At 53.8% G+C, this 15,633-nt stretch carries 18 protein-coding genes and 1 tRNA gene; 12 read left to right on the top strand and 7 right to left on the bottom strand.

Features of this window, described 5'->3' with window-relative positions; genetic code table 11:
- The first annotated feature begins 55 nt into the window (after positions 1-55).
- A complete protein-coding gene (locus tag AB1F12_RS11840) occupies positions 56-400 on the top strand; it encodes a hypothetical protein (protein WP_368184574.1) in 345 nt (114 codons plus the stop codon).
- 301 nt (positions 401-701) lie between these two features.
- Entirely contained in the window at positions 702-1,166 is a 465-nt protein-coding gene (locus tag AB1F12_RS11835; protein WP_368184572.1) for an MmcB family DNA repair protein, read from the top strand.
- Here AB1F12_RS11835 and AB1F12_RS11830 read toward each other — a convergent pair.
- The gene (locus AB1F12_RS11830; protein ID WP_368184570.1) at positions 1,150-1,347 is read right to left on the bottom strand and encodes a DUF6324 family protein; all 198 of its coding nucleotides are present in this window, start codon (positions 1,345-1,347) and stop codon (positions 1,150-1,152) included. The genes AB1F12_RS11835 and AB1F12_RS11830 overlap by 17 nt on opposite strands.
- Positions 1,348-1,474: 127 nt before the next feature.
- On the opposite strand from AB1F12_RS11830, the gene AB1F12_RS11825 reads away from it, so the two are divergent.
- Positions 1,475-1,551 (top strand) — tRNA-His (locus tag AB1F12_RS11825).
- A 52-nt stretch (positions 1,552-1,603) separates the two neighbouring features.
- Here the strand turns inward: AB1F12_RS11825 and AB1F12_RS11820 are convergent.
- Positions 1,604-1,909 carry a DUF6476 family protein gene (locus AB1F12_RS11820; protein ID WP_368184568.1) on the bottom strand — a complete coding sequence of 102 codons (306 nt, stop codon included), beginning with the start codon at positions 1,907-1,909 and terminating at the stop codon, positions 1,604-1,606.
- On the opposite strand from AB1F12_RS11820, the gene AB1F12_RS11815 reads away from it, so the two are divergent.
- The 4 genes from AB1F12_RS11815 to AB1F12_RS11800 all read left to right on the top strand — a co-directional run bounded on the left by AB1F12_RS11815 (position 1,908) and on the right by AB1F12_RS11800 (position 5,464).
- Positions 1,908-2,942 carry an RluA family pseudouridine synthase gene (locus AB1F12_RS11815; RefSeq protein WP_368184566.1) on the top strand — a complete coding sequence of 345 codons (1,035 nt, stop codon included), beginning with the start codon at positions 1,908-1,910 and terminating at the stop codon, positions 2,940-2,942. The two genes, AB1F12_RS11820 and AB1F12_RS11815, sit on opposite strands and share 2 nt — an antisense overlap.
- Positions 2,943-3,146: 204 nt before the next feature.
- On the top strand, positions 3,147-4,043 hold the full coding sequence (gene rpoH / locus AB1F12_RS11810) for an RNA polymerase sigma factor RpoH (RefSeq protein ID WP_368184564.1): 897 nt from the start codon (positions 3,147-3,149) through the stop codon (positions 4,041-4,043).
- Positions 4,044-4,144: 101 nt separating this feature from the next.
- On the top strand, positions 4,145-5,119 hold the full coding sequence (locus AB1F12_RS11805) for a Gfo/Idh/MocA family protein (protein WP_368184563.1): 975 nt from the start codon (positions 4,145-4,147) through the stop codon (positions 5,117-5,119).
- A gap of 27 nt (positions 5,120-5,146) precedes the next feature.
- Positions 5,147-5,464: a DUF4389 domain-containing protein gene (locus AB1F12_RS11800; protein WP_368184562.1), complete on the top strand. Its 318-nt coding sequence runs from the start codon at positions 5,147-5,149 to the stop codon at positions 5,462-5,464.
- Between the two features lie 64 nt (positions 5,465-5,528).
- On the opposite strand, the gene AB1F12_RS11795 is transcribed toward AB1F12_RS11800, so the two are convergent.
- From AB1F12_RS11795 to AB1F12_RS11775, 5 genes are all read right to left on the bottom strand, one after another.
- On the bottom strand, positions 5,529-6,704 hold the full coding sequence (locus AB1F12_RS11795) for a dipeptidase (RefSeq protein ID WP_368184561.1): 1,176 nt from the start codon (positions 6,702-6,704) through the stop codon (positions 5,529-5,531).
- Between the two features lie 78 nt (positions 6,705-6,782).
- Entirely contained in the window at positions 6,783-7,358 is a 576-nt protein-coding gene (locus AB1F12_RS11790) for a histidine phosphatase family protein (RefSeq protein WP_368184559.1), read from the bottom strand.
- A 69-nt stretch (positions 7,359-7,427) separates the two neighbouring features.
- Entirely contained in the window at positions 7,428-9,242 is a 1,815-nt protein-coding gene (locus AB1F12_RS11785) for a M3 family oligoendopeptidase (protein ID WP_368184558.1), read from the bottom strand.
- Between the two features lie 73 nt (positions 9,243-9,315).
- Positions 9,316-10,251: an alpha/beta fold hydrolase gene (locus AB1F12_RS11780; RefSeq protein ID WP_368184556.1), complete on the bottom strand. Its 936-nt coding sequence runs from the start codon at positions 10,249-10,251 to the stop codon at positions 9,316-9,318.
- Positions 10,252-10,254: 3 nt separating this feature from the next.
- The gene (locus AB1F12_RS11775) at positions 10,255-10,545 is read right to left on the bottom strand and encodes an SCP2 sterol-binding domain-containing protein (RefSeq protein WP_368184555.1); all 291 of its coding nucleotides are present in this window, start codon (positions 10,543-10,545) and stop codon (positions 10,255-10,257) included.
- 78 nt (positions 10,546-10,623) lie between these two features.
- On the opposite strand from AB1F12_RS11775, the gene AB1F12_RS11770 reads away from it, so the two are divergent.
- From AB1F12_RS11770 to AB1F12_RS11750, 5 genes are all read left to right on the top strand, one after another.
- Positions 10,624-11,178, top strand: a complete 555-nt coding sequence (locus AB1F12_RS11770) for a tetratricopeptide repeat protein (protein ID WP_368184553.1) — start codon at positions 10,624-10,626, stop codon at positions 11,176-11,178.
- A gap of 29 nt (positions 11,179-11,207) precedes the next feature.
- The gene (locus AB1F12_RS11765) at positions 11,208-13,982 is read left to right on the top strand and encodes a helicase-related protein (RefSeq protein ID WP_368184552.1); all 2,775 of its coding nucleotides are present in this window, start codon (positions 11,208-11,210) and stop codon (positions 13,980-13,982) included.
- Positions 13,983-14,054: 72 nt separating this feature from the next.
- The gene (locus AB1F12_RS11760; RefSeq protein ID WP_368188361.1) at positions 14,055-14,453 is read left to right on the top strand and encodes an RNA-binding S4 domain-containing protein; all 399 of its coding nucleotides are present in this window, start codon (positions 14,055-14,057) and stop codon (positions 14,451-14,453) included.
- A 33-nt stretch (positions 14,454-14,486) separates the two neighbouring features.
- Complete coding sequence (fdxA, locus tag AB1F12_RS11755; RefSeq protein ID WP_368184551.1) at positions 14,487-14,822, top strand: ferredoxin FdxA; 336 nt, start codon at positions 14,487-14,489, stop codon at positions 14,820-14,822.
- 246 nt (positions 14,823-15,068) lie between these two features.
- Positions 15,069-15,587: a CarD family transcriptional regulator gene (locus AB1F12_RS11750; RefSeq protein WP_368184550.1), complete on the top strand. Its 519-nt coding sequence runs from the start codon at positions 15,069-15,071 to the stop codon at positions 15,585-15,587.
- Positions 15,588-15,633 lie beyond the last annotated feature (46 nt).

Here is a 15,633-nt window from a genome sequence, read left to right as displayed (position 1 = left end):
CTGAATGGCTGAGATATGTTTCATGTCAAATGTATCTCGGAAAGGTTCGATTTCGATGCCAAAACTGATCCAGCTTTATATTCGCCAAGTGCTGACCGGATTTGCAATTTCCGCAGCGTTTGTTGGCGCGTTGATGTATCTGAATGTCGCCAATCTGTGGCATTTGGTCAGTCACACATCTGGCGGAACGATCGCGGTCATAATGTTGTGGGTGTTCAACGGGATTGTGTTTTCTGGGGTGCAATTTGCAATTGCAATTATGGGGATGGCGCAGAAATCGGATGATGATCGGGGCGGACGTGGCAAATCTATTCCAACCCATCTGGGCGCCCCTATCCCGGTGCCCGCGATGGCCAAACAAAATTCAAAGGTTGATCGCCAGCTGGGCAATCGACGCTAAAGGCTGGGGTAAGGTGGCGGGAACCGCAGCAGCCGTTGGTGTTTATATTCCCGAGGACCTGTATGTACAGGTGGGCGCCAGATAATCAGGCCTGGACCAGAACAGAGCCAGCTCCCTCGGATTTGCTTAAGGCCACTGGAACGTACACCATTGATACGAGAAGAGCAGAAGCCCGCCGTCTGTTGAGGTAGCGTTTGTCGCGCGCCGTTACAAGGGGCGACAAAAACTGCTGACGCAGATTTGTTTTGGATGATGTGATCAATTGCTTGAATTTTGTTCACCTTTCGTTCATGTCTTGGATATGGGTGAGCTAGAAACAGACATCAAACAAGACTTAATGCCGGGTCAATTGCTGGCGCGTGGTGTGTGCCGGCATTTGCTGGATCATAATTTTGTATCGGTCGAGGAATTGGTGCCCACATCCGGATTGCGCGTTGATGTTATGGGATTAGGTCCCAAAGGCGAAATTTGGGTGATCGAATGCAAATCCAGCCGCGCGGATTTTCAGTCTGACAATAAATGGCACAATTATTTGGAATGGTGTGACCGGTTTTTCTGGGCCGTGGATCAGGATTTTCCGGTGGAATTGCTGCCCGAAGGCACAGGATTGATCATTGGCGATCAATATGGTGCAGAGATTCTGCGCATGGCGCCAGAGGACAAACTGGCCCCCGCACGCCGTAAGGTCATGGTGCAGAAATTTGCGCGCCACGCCGCCCTTAGGGCCCATGCAGCGCGCGATCCGGGATTTAGCCGTTCTTCTTAGCGACGGCACCGGCGGCCATGGCCGCGGCTTTGATCTCTTCAGCGATTTCATCAGCCTCTTCGGGATCGAAATCCATCGGAATTTCGAGATCACCTGCCTGAATAAAGATTCGCACCATGCCCTGATCGGTCGGTCCGATTTGCATATTCGCTTCGATATCGCGTTCTGTATTGATGCTCATTTTGGCCCTCATGGTCTGATAAGGCGGTTCGATAGCGCGGCCAGGGGCCAATTGGCAAGACTTGTAACAAAGGAATGTCAGATCAGGTCTTGCAATTGGTGGAATCAGACGGTAATTCCGCGCCAGTGCCGCCTTAGCTCAGTTGGTTAGAGCACTGGTTTGTGGAACCAGGGGTCCCCCGTTCAAGCCGGGGAGGCGGTACCATTTCCCACTTGGGGACGGTTACCTGATATTTCGAACTGCGGATGGGGCGCCCTTATTGTGCGGGCGCAACCAAAACGTCTTGGCGCAGTTTACCAGTCAGGCGATCATAGATCAGGATGTGATCATCCGACGTGACCACGGCAAACCAATCCTCGCCCTGGGTGAATGCCACGGGGGAAATCCCGGCGGGCAGGGTGATTTGTTCTGGCAAAGGCAACGGATCGCGATTCAAACGGATGACAAGCGAGACAATCAAGACTAAGAACCCGGTGATCATCACAACCGACATCGCCGTCACAAGCCGCCTGAGATAGGTCAGTTGCGGCGGCAGGTCGATTTCTTCAGGAGCTTCGTTCATGGGCACTACTTTCGTGTCATTTACCATTCAGGCGGACCCGCCCAAACGTCTTGATAAGGCGCTTTCGCGGGATGTGCCAGAACAGGCATCCCTCAGCCGGTCCCGTTTGGCGAAATTGATCGAAGCCGGGGCGGTGACGGTGAATGGCGTTGTTGTGACCGATGCACGGGCCAAGTTGGACGAGGATGACGCGATCCAAGTGCAGGTGGATACCGCCGAAGAAAGCCATATCGGCCCCGAAGACATCCCACTGGATGTGGTGTTTGAGGATGACGATCTGATTGTGATCAATAAGCCGTCCGGCATGGTGGTGCATCCCGCACCCGGCACGCCCGGTGGCACGTTGGTAAACGCGCTGATCCATCATTGCGGTGACAGCCTGTCAGGGGTTGGTGGGTCCAAACGCCCCGGGATCGTGCATCGGATCGACAAAGAAACGACCGGGTTGCTGGTCTCGGCCAAATCGGATCGCGCCCATCATGGGCTGGCGGCCCAATTCGAAGCTCACACTGTGATCCGCCATTACCATGCCGTGTGTTATGGTGTGCCAGACGCCTATGATCCGCGCCTGCGCGGCATCCGAGGGACCAGCTTTGAATCGGCAAATATCCTGAAAATTCAGACCCATCTGGCGCGCCATAAACATGACCGCCAGAAACAGCAGGTTGTTTGGCACAATGGTCGTCACGCTGTCACACGCGCCCGTATCATGGAAGATTTCGGTGTGGCGGCTTTGATCGAATGTTGGCTGGAAACCGGCCGCACCCACCAAATTCGCGTACATATGGCCCATTGTGGGCACAGTTTGATTGGGGATCCGGTTTATGGTGGCAAACGTAAACTGAACGTCAAAGTGGCGGGCGAAGCCGGGGCTGTGGCCGCGCGCAATTTCCCGCGACAGGCTCTGCATGCGGCAACTTTGGGGTTTGAACACCCGGTTTCTGGCGACCATCTCAGCTTTGAGGCCCCCATGCCCCAAGATATGGCCGATCTGGTGGCCGCCCTGCAGGCGCGTCCGCAGGCCAAAACCTAATTCCAACACCGAATTTCTATTTCAAGAGGGGCAACTCTCTTTGTTTCAGCGCGTCGCATGTGCGTGAGCGCACGGAAACGTGGCTTTTCATTTCATCGCCGCGCATTCATAGATAATAAAGAAAAGTAAACTAAACGGTCTTGAAATAGTCGTTAGCGCCACCAAATAGATGTTAACCCGATAAACATAGGGAGGGACATAGAGATGAGTACATATAAGAATTTGCCAGCCCCGTCACCGGAACAGGGACTGAATCGTTATCTTCAGGAAATCCGCCGGTTTCCTATGTTGGAACCAGAACAGGAATACATGCTGGCCAAAGCATGGGTTGATCGCGAAGACAGTGATGCAGCCCACCAATTGGTCACATCGCACCTGCGTTTGGCTGCGAAAATCGCCATGGGCTATCGTGGTTACGGCTTGCCCCAAGCCGAGGTGATTTCTGAGGCGAATGTCGGCCTGATGCAGGCTGTGAAACGGTTCGACCCAGAAAAAGGGTTCCGTTTGGCGACCTATGCCATGTGGTGGATCCGTGCATCCATTCAGGAATATGTGCTGCGGTCCTGGAGCTTGGTGAAATTGGGCACGACATCAGCCCAGAAAAAGCTGTTCTTTAATCTGCGCAAAGCGAAAAACCGCCTTGGCGCCATGGAAGACGGCGATCTGCGCCCTGAAAACGTTGCAAAAATCGCGACAGATCTGGGTGTGACCGAAACCGAAGTTGTGTCGATGAACCGCCGTTTGTCTGGTGGGGATGCGTCACTGAACGCGATGGTTGGTTCGGACGGCGAAAGTGCGACGCAATGGCAGGATTGGCTCGAAGATGAGAGCGCGGATCAGGCCGGTGATTATGAAGCCAAAGACGAATTGGACACGCGCCGCGAATTGCTGGCGGAATCCATGTCGGTTCTGAATGACCGTGAAAAGGATATTCTGGTCCAACGTCGTTTGCAGGACGAAGTTGTGACATTGGAAGAATTGTCCAACCAATACAGCGTCAGCCGCGAACGCATTCGTCAGATCGAAGTGCGTGCATTTGAAAAACTGCAAAAACGCATGACCGAATTGGCACGTGAAAACGGAATGATGGCCAACGCCTAAAATCTGTATGTCCCGACAAGGGCCCCGTTTCCTCCCGACGGGGCTTTTGCTTGTTCTCGCTGAAGTTTGCGCTAACATCCCGCCAAATCAGGGAGAAACCAATGAGTGATACCATCCGCTGGGGCGTGCTTGGCGCATCGAACTTCGCGCGCAAACATATGGCACGCGCGATCCATTTTGCCGAAGGTGCAAGCCTGTCTGCATTGGCAACCTCCAACCCTGAAAAGGCCGAGCCATTTCAGGCATTTGCACCTGATTTACAAGTGTTTTCAGATTACGAAGCCCTGTTGAATTCTGACCAGATCGACGCGGTTTACATCCCTTTGCCCAACCATTTGCATGTGGAATGGACCCAAAAGGCGATGGATGCGGGCAAACATGTTCTTTGTGAAAAACCAATTGCGCTTAGGGCGGATCAAATCGATGCCTTGATCGCCAAACGCGAAGAAACAGGCCTGCAAGCCTGCGAAGCTTACATGATCGTGCATCATCCCCAATGGCAGCGTGTGCAGCAATTGGTGCAGGACGGGGCGATTGGCAAATTGGCGCATGTGGATGGGGCGTTTAGCTTTGATAACTCGGCCGATACGCAGAATATCCGGCACAACGCTGATATGGGGGGTGGCGGCATTCGGGACATCGGGGTGTACACCTACGGCGCGACGCGCTGGGTCACCGGCCAAGAGCCTGAGATCAGCCATGTTGACCTCACTTATGAAAATGGCGTCGACGTGATTGCGCGCGTTTCTGCGAAATTCCCAGATTTTTCAGCGCATTGGGTCAATTCCATGCGGATGCATGCCTATCAGCAAATGACGTTTCATGGCACAAATGGTGTCATCCGATTATCTGCTCCGTTTAATGCAAATGTGTATGGTGAGGCTCGGATTGAATTGCATCAGCCTGATCTTGGGCTGCGGGTCGAACGTTTCCCCGGGGTGGATCACTATGTGTTGCAAGTCGAAGCCTTTGGCCGGGCAATCCGTGGCGAAGCGGCATTTGCGTGGTCACTTGAACAGGCGAAAGGCACGCAGAAGGTGATAGATGCGGTTTTTGCGGCGGCCAGAGACGGGTAAAGTAAGGACAAATGAAAGGAATCACCCATGGCTGATCCAAACGAATTTGATGATGTGATGCCCGAAAATCCGAGCCGCAATACGGACGGTCCACGTGAGATTGAAGAAAACGTTTTTGGACGGGTTCTGCATATGATCGTGATTTGGATCATGATGGGGTTCGCCCAATCCGCGATCGGGGTTTTGGCGTTGCTACAGGTGGTTATCCTGCTGGTGAACAACAAACAGCCTAATGAACGTGTGGCTGATTTGGGGACGGATATCGGTATTTGGGTCGCCAAAGCCGCACGTTATTTAACCGCTGCATCCGATGTGAAACCTTGGCCATGGACGGAACTGGACTAATTCCCCCGTTGAGTTGACTGTGTTGCCACCAGAACGCTGGGTCATCAATTTTGATGGCCCTTTTTTATGGCGCCAGTCGGGCGCGCAGCACGCGCAACATGTTTTCCCCCATGACTTTGCGGATTTGCGCTTCGCTTAGACCTGCGCGCAGCAATGAATCCGTCAGGGCACTGAGTTCGGATGTATCCATTGCGGTTGGAACCGATCCGTCGAAATCCGATCCAAGTGAAATGTGGTCCTCACCTAACACGTCAATCGCGGATTTGATGACGTGTGCGATGCCATCTGGACTGTCATCGCATGTGACATTGGCCCAATACCCTATGCCGATGACGCCGCCCGTTGCGACGATACCTTGCATCAAATCATCTGGAAAATTGCGATGAACACGACAGGCTGAATGCAGGCCCGTATGGCTGACAATCAACGGAATGTCCGTGATTTCAAGCACATCGCGCACGACTTGGGGGCTGGAATGCGCAAGATCCAGGATCATATTTCGCTCCACAATTTGTGCAACGACTTCGCGGCCAAAATCGGTCAGGCCTTGATTGCCGATGCCGTGCAACGACCCACCAACATCATTGTCAAAAAAGTGCTGAAGCCCAATAAGCCGATACCCCGACGCCTCAAGCCGGTCTAGATTTGCGATGTCCCCTTCGAGGGGATGTGCGCCCTCAATTCCAAGAATGCCACCGACAATTTTTTGACCAGCGTCGCGGTCTATCAGCAATTGATCCAGCTCGGACCGGGTTGTGATCACACGCAGCTGTCCATTCGAACGCGCGGCAAAATTATGAAGCTTTTCAGCCTGATACAGCGCACGTTCTGCAAGACTGCTCCAGGTGCGGGGGGGCCACATTTGACCGATCGCAAGCAAGGTTATGTTGTCGCGCGTATCAGCTGAATTTGTTTGATAGTTTTGACCGGCGGGGCTCTTGGTGACGGCGGTGAACACCTGAATGGCGACGTTGCCTTCGATTAGACGTGGGATGTCCACGTGCCCGCGGGTTCCCCGTTCTGTCAGATCGCGTTTCCACAACAAGGGGTCCGCGTGCCAATCGCCGATGACCAATGAATTGTGCAAATCCTGCGCCGTGACCGACACCGTATAAGGGCTATGATCCGCAACGAGATTTCGCGATTTTTCGACGAATCCGGGCGCAAATGTCAAAAAGCCAGCAACCAAAATCGCCATGAAAACAATGAAACGGCCCAACCATTTTCCAAAAACCTGCATTCTGCAACTCCCATTCATTCGGCGATGCTAGGCAAGCTGACCGAACTAAAAAAGGGTGACGTTACGGAGCGGCGCAGTTTAGATGTTTTCGGCGCGTTGCCAGCCACATGTGGGCGCAGCGTCAGAATGCCATGTCAGGACATGCCCGCCGCTGGTTTGGTCGAAACGGCGGTCAATTTGGTTCTGGCTTAGATGGCAATAAAGCAATGTGCCAACCGCGCCATGGCCAACAAACAAGATCGTTTTCGCTTTGGGGAATTGGTCAATTGCATCCGTCACTTGCTGTACGATGCGGGTTTGCGCGTCACATGCGGTTTCCCAGCCTTTAAAACTGGTGTTTGGGTGCGCAAAGAAGGCGTCCGCTGCGGCTTCGAATGCCGGGCCGGGCAGGAAACCGGTACTGGAACGATCGTTTTCGTGCATTTTGGGATGGATGGTGATCGGGCAGTTGATCGACGCGGCCAAAATAGCAGCCGTTTCGATAGCCTTGGTTTCAGCGCTGGACAGGATTTGGTCCACTGCGGAAAACACCCCAGATTGTGTCAGGGCTTGGGCACGTCTGCGACCTGTTTCATTCAACCGCCACAGAGGGACAGGGCGATCTGGATCAATTTCTACATCGAAATGTGAGAGATAGTGAAACCTGCGTTTCATGCAGTATGCCTTTGATCCATGGGTGGAAATAGGGGGCGAAAGCGGTGATCGCCCCCCCGAATTTTTCTGCTATGCTTCCATCGCTTCGAGTTCATCGATCATGTCGGAAATCATCGTCAAACCTTTGTCCCAGAACGATGGGTCCGACGCATCCAGACCAAAGGGCGCGAGCAGCTCTTTGTGATGTTTTGATCCACCGGCACGCAGCATATCAAAATATTTGTCTTGGAAACCGTCGGGATTGTCCTGATAGGTCGCATAAAGCGCATTTACCAGACCGTCACCAAAGGCATAGGCATAGACGTAAAACGGCGAATGCACGAAGTGCGGGATATAGGCCCAGAAGGTTTCATACCCGTCGGTGAAGTCGAAGATCGGCCCCAAGCTTTCGGCTTGAACGGACATCCACAACGCGTTGATGTCGTCCGGGGTCAATTCGCCACCGGCGCGCGCTTCGTGCAATTTGCATTCAAAGTCATAGAATGCGATTTGGCGCACAACGGTGTTGATCATGTCCTCGACTTTGCCAGCCAGCATGATCTTGCGTTCGGCCTTATCTTTGGCACCGTCCAGCATTTTGCGGAAGGTCAGCATTTCGCCAAACACAGACGCCGTTTCGGCGAGTGTCAGGGGGGTCGAGCTGAGCAACTCGCCCTGATCGGCGGCCAGAACCTGATGTACGCCATGGCCCAACTCGTGCGCCAAGGTCATGACATCACGCGGTTTTCCCAGATAGTTCAGCATCACATAAGGGTGCACATCGCTGACGGTTGGATGGGCAAAGGCACCGGGGGCTTTGCCGGGTTTCACACCGGCATCGATCCAGCCTTTGGTGAAAAACGGCTCTGCGATGTCGGACATGCGTGGATCAAAGCTGCCATAGGCGTCCATCACTGTGTCTTTGGCTTCGTCCCATTTGACCAAGCGATCGCTTTCCATCGGAAGGGGGGCGTTGCGATCCCAAACCTGCATACGATCCAGCCCTAACCATTTGGCTTTCAACGCATAATAGCGATGCGACAGACGTGGATAGGCGGCGACAACGGCGTTGCGCAGCGCGTCGACCACTTCGGGTTCAACGTGGTTGGACAAGTGACGACCCAATTGCGGGGTCGGCATGCCGCGCCAGCGATCTTCGATCTCTTTCTCTTTGGTCAATGTGTTGTGCACACGGGCAAAGGTTTTGATGTTGTCGCGAAACACTCGGGTCAGTTCATGGGTCGCCGCCTCGCGTTTGTCGCGGTCCTGATCGGTCAACAGGTTCAGCGTGCCTTCGATGTTCAGCTCTTCGCCATCCACGGTGAATTCCAAACCAGCGATGGTTTCATCGAACAACTTGTTCCAGGCCGATGATCCGACAACGGATTGATCATGCAGGAACTTTTCCAACTCATCGGACAATTGATAGGGCCGCATCGCCCGCATGCGATCGAAAACAGGTTTGTAGCGCGCCAAATCGGCATTTGCCGCCAGCAGGTTTTCAACATGTTCGTCTTCTAGGCGGTTGAATTCCAGGCCGTAAAACACCATCGGTGTGGTGAAGGCCGTGATGCGATCCTGCGCGTCGGACATAAATTTGCCCCGCTCTGCATCCATCGTCATTTGGTAATATTGCAGACCCGCAAAAGACATGATCCGCCCGGCAATCATGTCGATTTTTTCGTATCGCTGCACGGCTTCTAGCAGTTGCGCGGCATCCAAGTCGGCCAATTTGCCTTCGTAATCATGGGCAAATTCACCACAGGCCTTTTCCAGCCAATCCAGATCGCGCTGCATTTCTGGTGCGTCCTGGCTTGTGTACAAATCGCTCAGATCCCATTCGGGCAGCGCGCCAATATCTTTGCCACCAGACAGGTTGGTGTCGAAAACGGGGGACTTGGTCATAAGAGCTCCTCAGGCTGTCTTTCCCCATACATATGGGGGATGTCAGCCCGTGGAAAGCCACCACATATGGGGATCAGTGAAACCGGTCGAAATGTGCCGCTGTTTGATCGAAAACCTGACTGCGGATTGATGGGGTTTCCATCATTACCTCATGGCGTCCTTTGTCGATCAGCACCAGTTCGCCGTTGTTCCAGTTTTGCATTCTGGATTGGATACGTCCGGTTTCGACGATGTCCTCGTCCGAGCCAAGGAACGTAATACAAGGCAGATCCGGGGCAGGGCGGGCGGCCAGATCACGGGTTTCAATCAGGGATTCATTCAGCCAATTCAATGTCGGCCCCCCAAGAGCGAGATCAGGATGCGCGGCCAGTTGCGATTGCATGTAATCATACATTTCACGATCCGATGTCAGAGAATTGGCATCAAATGGGGCGCGCATTACATAGGTTTGTTCGCTTTGCCCCGGGGCAATCGCGTTGGAAAACCCAAGTGGCTTGGACAGGCTGGAAACCGCCCATGCCAGAGGGCGCAGTGACGCGGACAGGCCAATGCCCCACATCGGCGCAGAAAAGGCCGCGGCTTTGACGGGCAAACCTTCCATGACGGCGCGCAAACCGATCGCACCCCCCATGGAATGGGCCAGTAGAAACAGGGGTTCCGGCAGGTTCAACGCACGTACATGGTCCAAAACGGCGGCGACATCATGCTGGTAATCCGTAAACTGCTGCACATGACCAAGCGCGGGGTTGTTATGCATCCGCGCAGCAATGCCTTGACCACGCCAGTCAATCGACACGGTGGCATAGCCGCGATCAGCCAATTCCTTGGCCGCGCGACCGTATTTTTCGACATATTCTGTCCGCCCCGGAAACAGCAGAACCGTTCCCTTGGCGTTGTCGACATGCCAATGGCCCACACGTATCCGCAGGCCATCAGCAGTGGTCAGCCAATGGGCTGCCCCCCCATTGGGTCCGTCAGCGACATCATCAAAAAGAGGTGCAGTTTCCATAGTTTACCCAAGTACGCCCGAAAGTTTCATTGCCAGACCCATGTCGCCATCTACGGTCAACTTTCCGGTCATAAAGGCGGCTGTCGGGTTCAGTTCGCCTTCGAGGATTGATTGAAATGTGTCGGCATCCGCCGTCAGGGTCACGTCCGCATCATCATCAGATGCGCGCACACCGTCGCTGTCAATCATGATCGCGCCTTCGCCGTCGATCACAAATTTCGCGCTTCCATCAAAGCTATCGCCGCCAATTTTGTCGCTTAGGGCCTCAACGGCCTTGGTGATCACGTCGCTCATGCGTATTTCCTTTCACGCTCTCGAGGTTTTGAATCGTATGCTCTGGTCTCTGGCACACAATGCGTTACACTCCGTTATATGGCGACCATTAAACATTCCGGCAAATGTATCGTTGCGGCAGGGCTGATGTCAGTCGGGTTTTCCCTACCTTTGTATGGGGAAAGTGTGGACGATATGTTTGCAGCGCTGCAATCCGCCAATTCTGAGGAGGCGGCGCGCATTCAAGAGCGAATCATAAACGACTGGGCCAAAAGCGGGTCTCCGTCCGTTGATTTGCTGTTGCAACGCGGCGAAGAGGCCATCGACAACGGTAATTTACCCGCAGCCGTTGAGCATTTAACCGCCGCCATTGACCACGCGCCACAATTTGCAGCCGCCTATAATGCACGGGCCACGGCCTATTATTTACAAGGGTATTATGGGCCAGCTCTGGATGATATTCGCCAGACTTTGGTGCTTAATCCACGGCATTTTTACGCCATGGCAGGGTTTGCCGTCATGCTCGAAGAATTTGGTCGCCAAGAAGAGGCGCTTGAACTCTATCGTCAGATTGATTCTATTCATCCGCATCTGCCAGAAGTGGATTCGTCAATTGTCAGGCTGGATCTGCTATTGGGCGGTGAACCTCTTTAGAGGCATCAAATTTGGCCCAGAGGCAGTCCATGAACTCTTCTCGAATCACAGCCGTTTTGGGCCCGACAAACACGGGTAAAACCCATTACGCCATTGAACGAATGCTCAGCTATCGTTCTGGAATCATTGGATTGCCGCTGCGTTTGCTGGCACGCGAAGTCTATGATCGCATCGTTGCGCAACGCGGCGCGCATGTGGTCGCTCTGATCACTGGCGAAGAACGTATTGTTCCCGACCGCGCCCAATATTGGGTCAGTACCGTCGAAGCCATGCCCCAGGGGTTGGCCCCAGAATTTCTGGCGATTGATGAAATCCAGCTTTGTGGCGACGCCGATCGCGGGCACGTGTTTACGGATCGATTGCTGAATGCACGTGGGTCGATGGAAACCCTGTTTATGGGGGCCGAAACCATGCGCAGCGCGATTGCGCAATTGGTGCCTCATGCACAGTTCATGTATCGCGATCGTTTTTCGAAATTAACCTATACAGGTTCGAAAAAGATAAGTCGCATGCCCGGACGCGCGGCAATTGTTGGGTTTTCGGTTGAAAATGTCTATGCGATTGCTGAATTGTTGCGCCGCCAAAAAGGCGGAGCGGCAGTGGTAATGGGCGCGCTTTCGCCGCGAACACGCAATGCGCAGGTTGAACTCTATCAAAATGGTGACGTGGATTATCTGGTGGCCACTGATGCGATTGGAATGGGGCTGAACCTTGATATCGACCATGTGGCGTTTTCAGGCCTGACCAAATTTGATGGCCGTCGGATGCGGGTCCTTTCGCCGCAGGAATTGGGACAGATTGCGGGTCGGGCCGGGCGGTATCTAAACGATGGCACCTTTGGCGTGACGGGCGAAGCGCCGATTTTAGACGACGAAATTGTGGATGCGATCACCGAACATCAATTTGAACCGGTCAAAAAACTGCAATGGCGCAATTCCCGGCTGAATTTCGGGTCGATCAACCGGTTGTTGGCGGATTTACAGCAGCAAACAAATGACCCGCTTCTGACGCGCGTGCGCGATTCAGATGATCTTATGGCGCTGAAAACGCTGGTCAAAGATCCCCTGATCACGGCCCGCGCCAAAGAAGGCCCAGCGATTCGTTTGCTGTGGGATGTGTGCCGAATTCCGGACTTTCGCGGCATTTCACACCATGAACATGCTCGGCTTTTGTCCGAAATCTTTGGTTTCCTTGTCGAAAACGGGCGGATTCCGGACGATTGGCTGGCCAAACACGTCAAACGACTTGACCGGACCGATGGGGATATCGACACATTATCGAAAAGATTGGCATATATCCGCACATGGACATATGTCGCGCAGCGTCGTGGGTGGATTTCAGACGAATTCCATTGGCGCGACGCAACCCGCGCGGTAGAAGACCGCTTGTCAGATGCGCTGCATGGCGCGCTGACCCAAAGATTTGTGGACCGGCGGACATCTGTCTTGCTTCGCCGGCTCAAACAGAAGGAGAGCCTTGTGGCTGACGTGAATGATAAAGGTGAAGTGACGGTTGAGGGCGAATTTGTCGGCCGTCTTGAAGGATTTCGGTTCCGCCAGGATAAATCGGACAGCTCCGATGAGGCAAAGACGCTGCGTACCGCATCGTTGCAAGCCTTGGCGCCGGAATTCCACCTGCGGGCGGATCGGTTTTACAACGCGCCAGATCCCGAAATTGATTTCACCGAACAGGGTGGCCTGATGTGGGGCAGCCAGTCGGTTGGGAAATTGGTTGCCGGGGCCGACCCGATGAAGCCGCTGGTCGAAGCCTTTGTCGATGACGAAGCTGGCGAAGACGTGGCCACCAAAGTGCAGCGCCGTTTGCAGCATTTCATCGATCGTAAAATTGCCGCCGCCTATGAGCCGATGTTCAACATGCTCAAAGACGAAGCGCTGGCGCCTTTAGCGCGTGGCTTTGCGTTCCGGCTGTCAGAAAATTTTGGCATTATTCCACGTCAGGATGTGGCCGATGAGGTCAAAGCGCTGGATCAAGAAACCCGTGGGCAATTGCGCAAACACGGCGTTCGCTTTGGCCAGTTCACCATCTTTATGCCGCTGTTGCTGAAACCCGCGCCGACGCGTCTGCGTCTGGTTTTGTGGTCCATTAACAAGGGTTTGCAAGAGTTCCCCGAAGCCCCACCAGCGGGTTTGGTGACCGTGCCATCCGTGGATGCGGAACCGGGGGTGTTTGCCATGTCCGGCTATCGTCGCGCAGGCGATCGCGCCATTCGCATCGATATGCTGGAACGCCTGGCGGATATGCTGCGCGATCAAAACACGCGTGCTGGTTTCGAAGGTACGGCCGACATGCTGTCGATCACCGGCATGACGCTGGATCAATTTGCAAACCTGATGTCAGGCCTTGGCTATAACGCCGAAAAAGGCGAGCGTGAAAAGGTCAAAGCCGCGGCAAAACCTGCTGAGATTTCCGCCGAAGACATCGCCGCAGAGGTGGAATCCAAGGTCGAAGAAGAAGTGGCCAAAGAAATCATCAAAGAAGATGCTGCCAAGGCGGAGACCGCTGAAGGCCCTGAAATGGAGGTGTTTTACACCTTCACTTGGGGTGGTCAGCGTCGTCAGGAACGCGCCCCGCGCCGTGAAGGGCAAGCAAGCAATCGCAAACCGCGTGACATGAAGGGTGGCCAGCGTCCGCAGGCTGCCAAGGGGGGAAAACGCGGCAAAGGTGGACCAAACAAAGGTGGCAACAAAGCCCAGAAGTTTGAATCCCGCCCACCACGCAAAGAGAAAAAGATCGACCCGGATAATCCGTTTGCAGCAGCCTTGGCTGGCTTCAAGGCGGATTAATCTGCTTTGCCTAAAAAGGGGGCAGATCCCGATCTAAACATCCAGCCGGAGGCCGAAACTGGGCCGCGCCCGGTGATTCGGCTGGATAAATACCTATGGCAGGCCCGGTTTTTCAAAACCCGCAGCCTGTCAGCCAAGCTCATTTCATCCGGAAAAGTGCGCGTCAACGGCGTACATGCGTCCAAACCGGCCCGATCTGTGGGGCCCGGCGATGTTTTGACGTTCCCACAGGCAAAAATCATCCGTGTGATCAAAATTTTAGCCATCGGGGAACGTCGCGGACCTGCCCCCGAAGCGCAGGCGCTATACGAAGATTTGACTCCCAAAGCCGAGCCAAGCGAGAACAGCAAACCTTTGAACCCGAAATTCGAAGGAAAAGGGCGCCCTACAGGCCGGGATCGGCGGAACGCGCGGTCTCAGTTACGTGATATTGATGCATCTGGACTTGCAGGTGCGCGCCGCTTGGACTAGCAAACGAGCGTTACACGAGCCGAAAGTACGCCCATGACCTATGTCGTCACCGAAAACTGCATTGCATGCAAATACACCGATTGCGTTGAAGTCTGTCCGGTGGATTGCTTCTATGAAGGGGAAAACTTCCTCGTGATCCATCCGGATGAATGTATTGATTGCGGTGTGTGCGAACCCGAATGCCCCGCCGATGCGATCCGTCCGGACACAGAACCAGACATGGAGAAATGGGTCGAATTTAATCGGAAATACTCCGAAAAATGGCCTGTTATCATTTCCAAGAAAGACCCAATGCCAACCGCAGAAGAAATGGATGGCAAAGAGGGCAAGATGGAGATGTTCTCAGAAGCGCCCGGCGAAGGCGGCTGAGCCCCCAATTTAGATCGCGGCAAAGTTGAATGAACTCTGCCGTGTAATAGGCCGAAAAACTTAGCGAAAAACGTCTACCATCCCTCGAAAATTTGGGGTGCCCTTTTCGGGGGGGCGTTTTTATGCTATGATTCCCTCAATGCTGCTGGAATATTGATCCCCTTTTTGACGCAACACACTGCCGGAGGCATCGCCCCCGACGGTTTTTTTGTCGTCTAAAGAGATCACGCCATAGGAAGGACTCTGATGAGCAAGAGTAAGAAAAACGAATTTTCGCCCGACGATTTTGTGGTCTATCCGGCCCATGGTGTTGGACAAGTTGTGTCAATTGAAACGCAAGAGGTCGCCGGTTTTGAGCTGGAGATGTTTGTGATTGCGTTCGAAAAAGACAAAATGACCCTGCGGGTTCCGACCCACAAAGCCGAAGAAGTTGGCATGCGTGGTCTGTCGTCGCCGGATGTCGTGGCCCATGCCATGAAAACGCTGAAAGGCAAGGCCAAGGTCAAAAAAGCCATGTGGTCGCGCCGTGCGCAAGAATACGAACAGAAAATTAACTCTGGTGATCTGATCGCGATTGCCGAAGTGGTGCGTGATTTGCACCGTGCAGATGATCAACGCGAGCAGAGCTATTCTGAGCGTCAGTTATACGAAGCCGCGCTGGAACGTCTGACGCGCGAAATTGCAGCGGTATCTGGCAATGACGAAGCCGCCGCGTCGAGTGAAATCACCGATGTTTTGGTCAGCCGGAACGCTGCTGCTGCTTAAGTGGCTTGATCAAATACGATCTTAAATTGGAAAATCCGGGGTTTAG

Origin of the sequence: Aestuariibius sp. HNIBRBA575 (assembly GCF_040932005.1) — a bacterium.
In the GTDB taxonomy this organism is placed as follows: Bacteria; Pseudomonadota; Alphaproteobacteria; order Rhodobacterales; family Rhodobacteraceae; genus CANLNM01.
This window is presented reverse-complemented; position numbering and strand designations above follow the sequence as displayed.

What these genes read in the sequence shown, in the direction of transcription:
- AB1F12_RS11780 (WP_368184556.1), bottom strand. Translation starts at nt 10,251, where the DNA reads ATGGAAACTGCACCTCTTTTTGATGATGTCGCTGACGGACCCAATGGG.
- AB1F12_RS11785 (WP_368184558.1), bottom strand. Translation starts at nt 9,242, where the DNA reads ATGACCAAGTCCCCCGTTTTCGACACCAACCTGTCTGGTGGCAAAGAT.
- AB1F12_RS11790 (WP_368184559.1), bottom strand. Translation starts at nt 7,358, where the DNA reads ATGAAACGCAGGTTTCACTATCTCTCACATTTCGATGTAGAAATTGAT.
- AB1F12_RS11795 (WP_368184561.1), bottom strand. Translation starts at nt 6,704, where the DNA reads ATGCAGGTTTTTGGAAAATGGTTGGGCCGTTTCATTGTTTTCATGGCG.
- AB1F12_RS11800 (WP_368184562.1), top strand. Translation starts at nt 5,147, where the DNA reads ATGGCTGATCCAAACGAATTTGATGATGTGATGCCCGAAAATCCGAGC.
- AB1F12_RS11805 (WP_368184563.1), top strand. Translation starts at nt 4,145, where the DNA reads ATGAGTGATACCATCCGCTGGGGCGTGCTTGGCGCATCGAACTTCGCG.
- AB1F12_RS11765 (WP_368184552.1), top strand. Translation starts at nt 11,208, where the DNA reads ATGAACTCTTCTCGAATCACAGCCGTTTTGGGCCCGACAAACACGGGT.
- AB1F12_RS11835 (WP_368184572.1), top strand. Translation starts at nt 702, where the DNA reads ATGGGTGAGCTAGAAACAGACATCAAACAAGACTTAATGCCGGGTCAA.
- AB1F12_RS11775 (WP_368184555.1), bottom strand. Translation starts at nt 10,545, where the DNA reads ATGAGCGACGTGATCACCAAGGCCGTTGAGGCCCTAAGCGACAAAATT.
- AB1F12_RS11815 (WP_368184566.1), top strand. Translation starts at nt 1,908, where the DNA reads ATGGGCACTACTTTCGTGTCATTTACCATTCAGGCGGACCCGCCCAAA.
- AB1F12_RS11770 (WP_368184553.1), top strand. Translation starts at nt 10,624, where the DNA reads ATGGCGACCATTAAACATTCCGGCAAATGTATCGTTGCGGCAGGGCTG.
- fdxA (WP_368184551.1), top strand. Translation starts at nt 14,487, where the DNA reads ATGACCTATGTCGTCACCGAAAACTGCATTGCATGCAAATACACCGAT.
- AB1F12_RS11830 (WP_368184570.1), bottom strand. Translation starts at nt 1,347, where the DNA reads ATGAGCATCAATACAGAACGCGATATCGAAGCGAATATGCAAATCGGA.
- AB1F12_RS11840 (WP_368184574.1), top strand. Translation starts at nt 56, where the DNA reads ATGCCAAAACTGATCCAGCTTTATATTCGCCAAGTGCTGACCGGATTT.
- rpoH (WP_368184564.1), top strand. Translation starts at nt 3,147, where the DNA reads ATGAGTACATATAAGAATTTGCCAGCCCCGTCACCGGAACAGGGACTG.
- AB1F12_RS11820 (WP_368184568.1), bottom strand. Translation starts at nt 1,909, where the DNA reads ATGAACGAAGCTCCTGAAGAAATCGACCTGCCGCCGCAACTGACCTAT.
- AB1F12_RS11750 (WP_368184550.1), top strand. Translation starts at nt 15,069, where the DNA reads ATGAGCAAGAGTAAGAAAAACGAATTTTCGCCCGACGATTTTGTGGTC.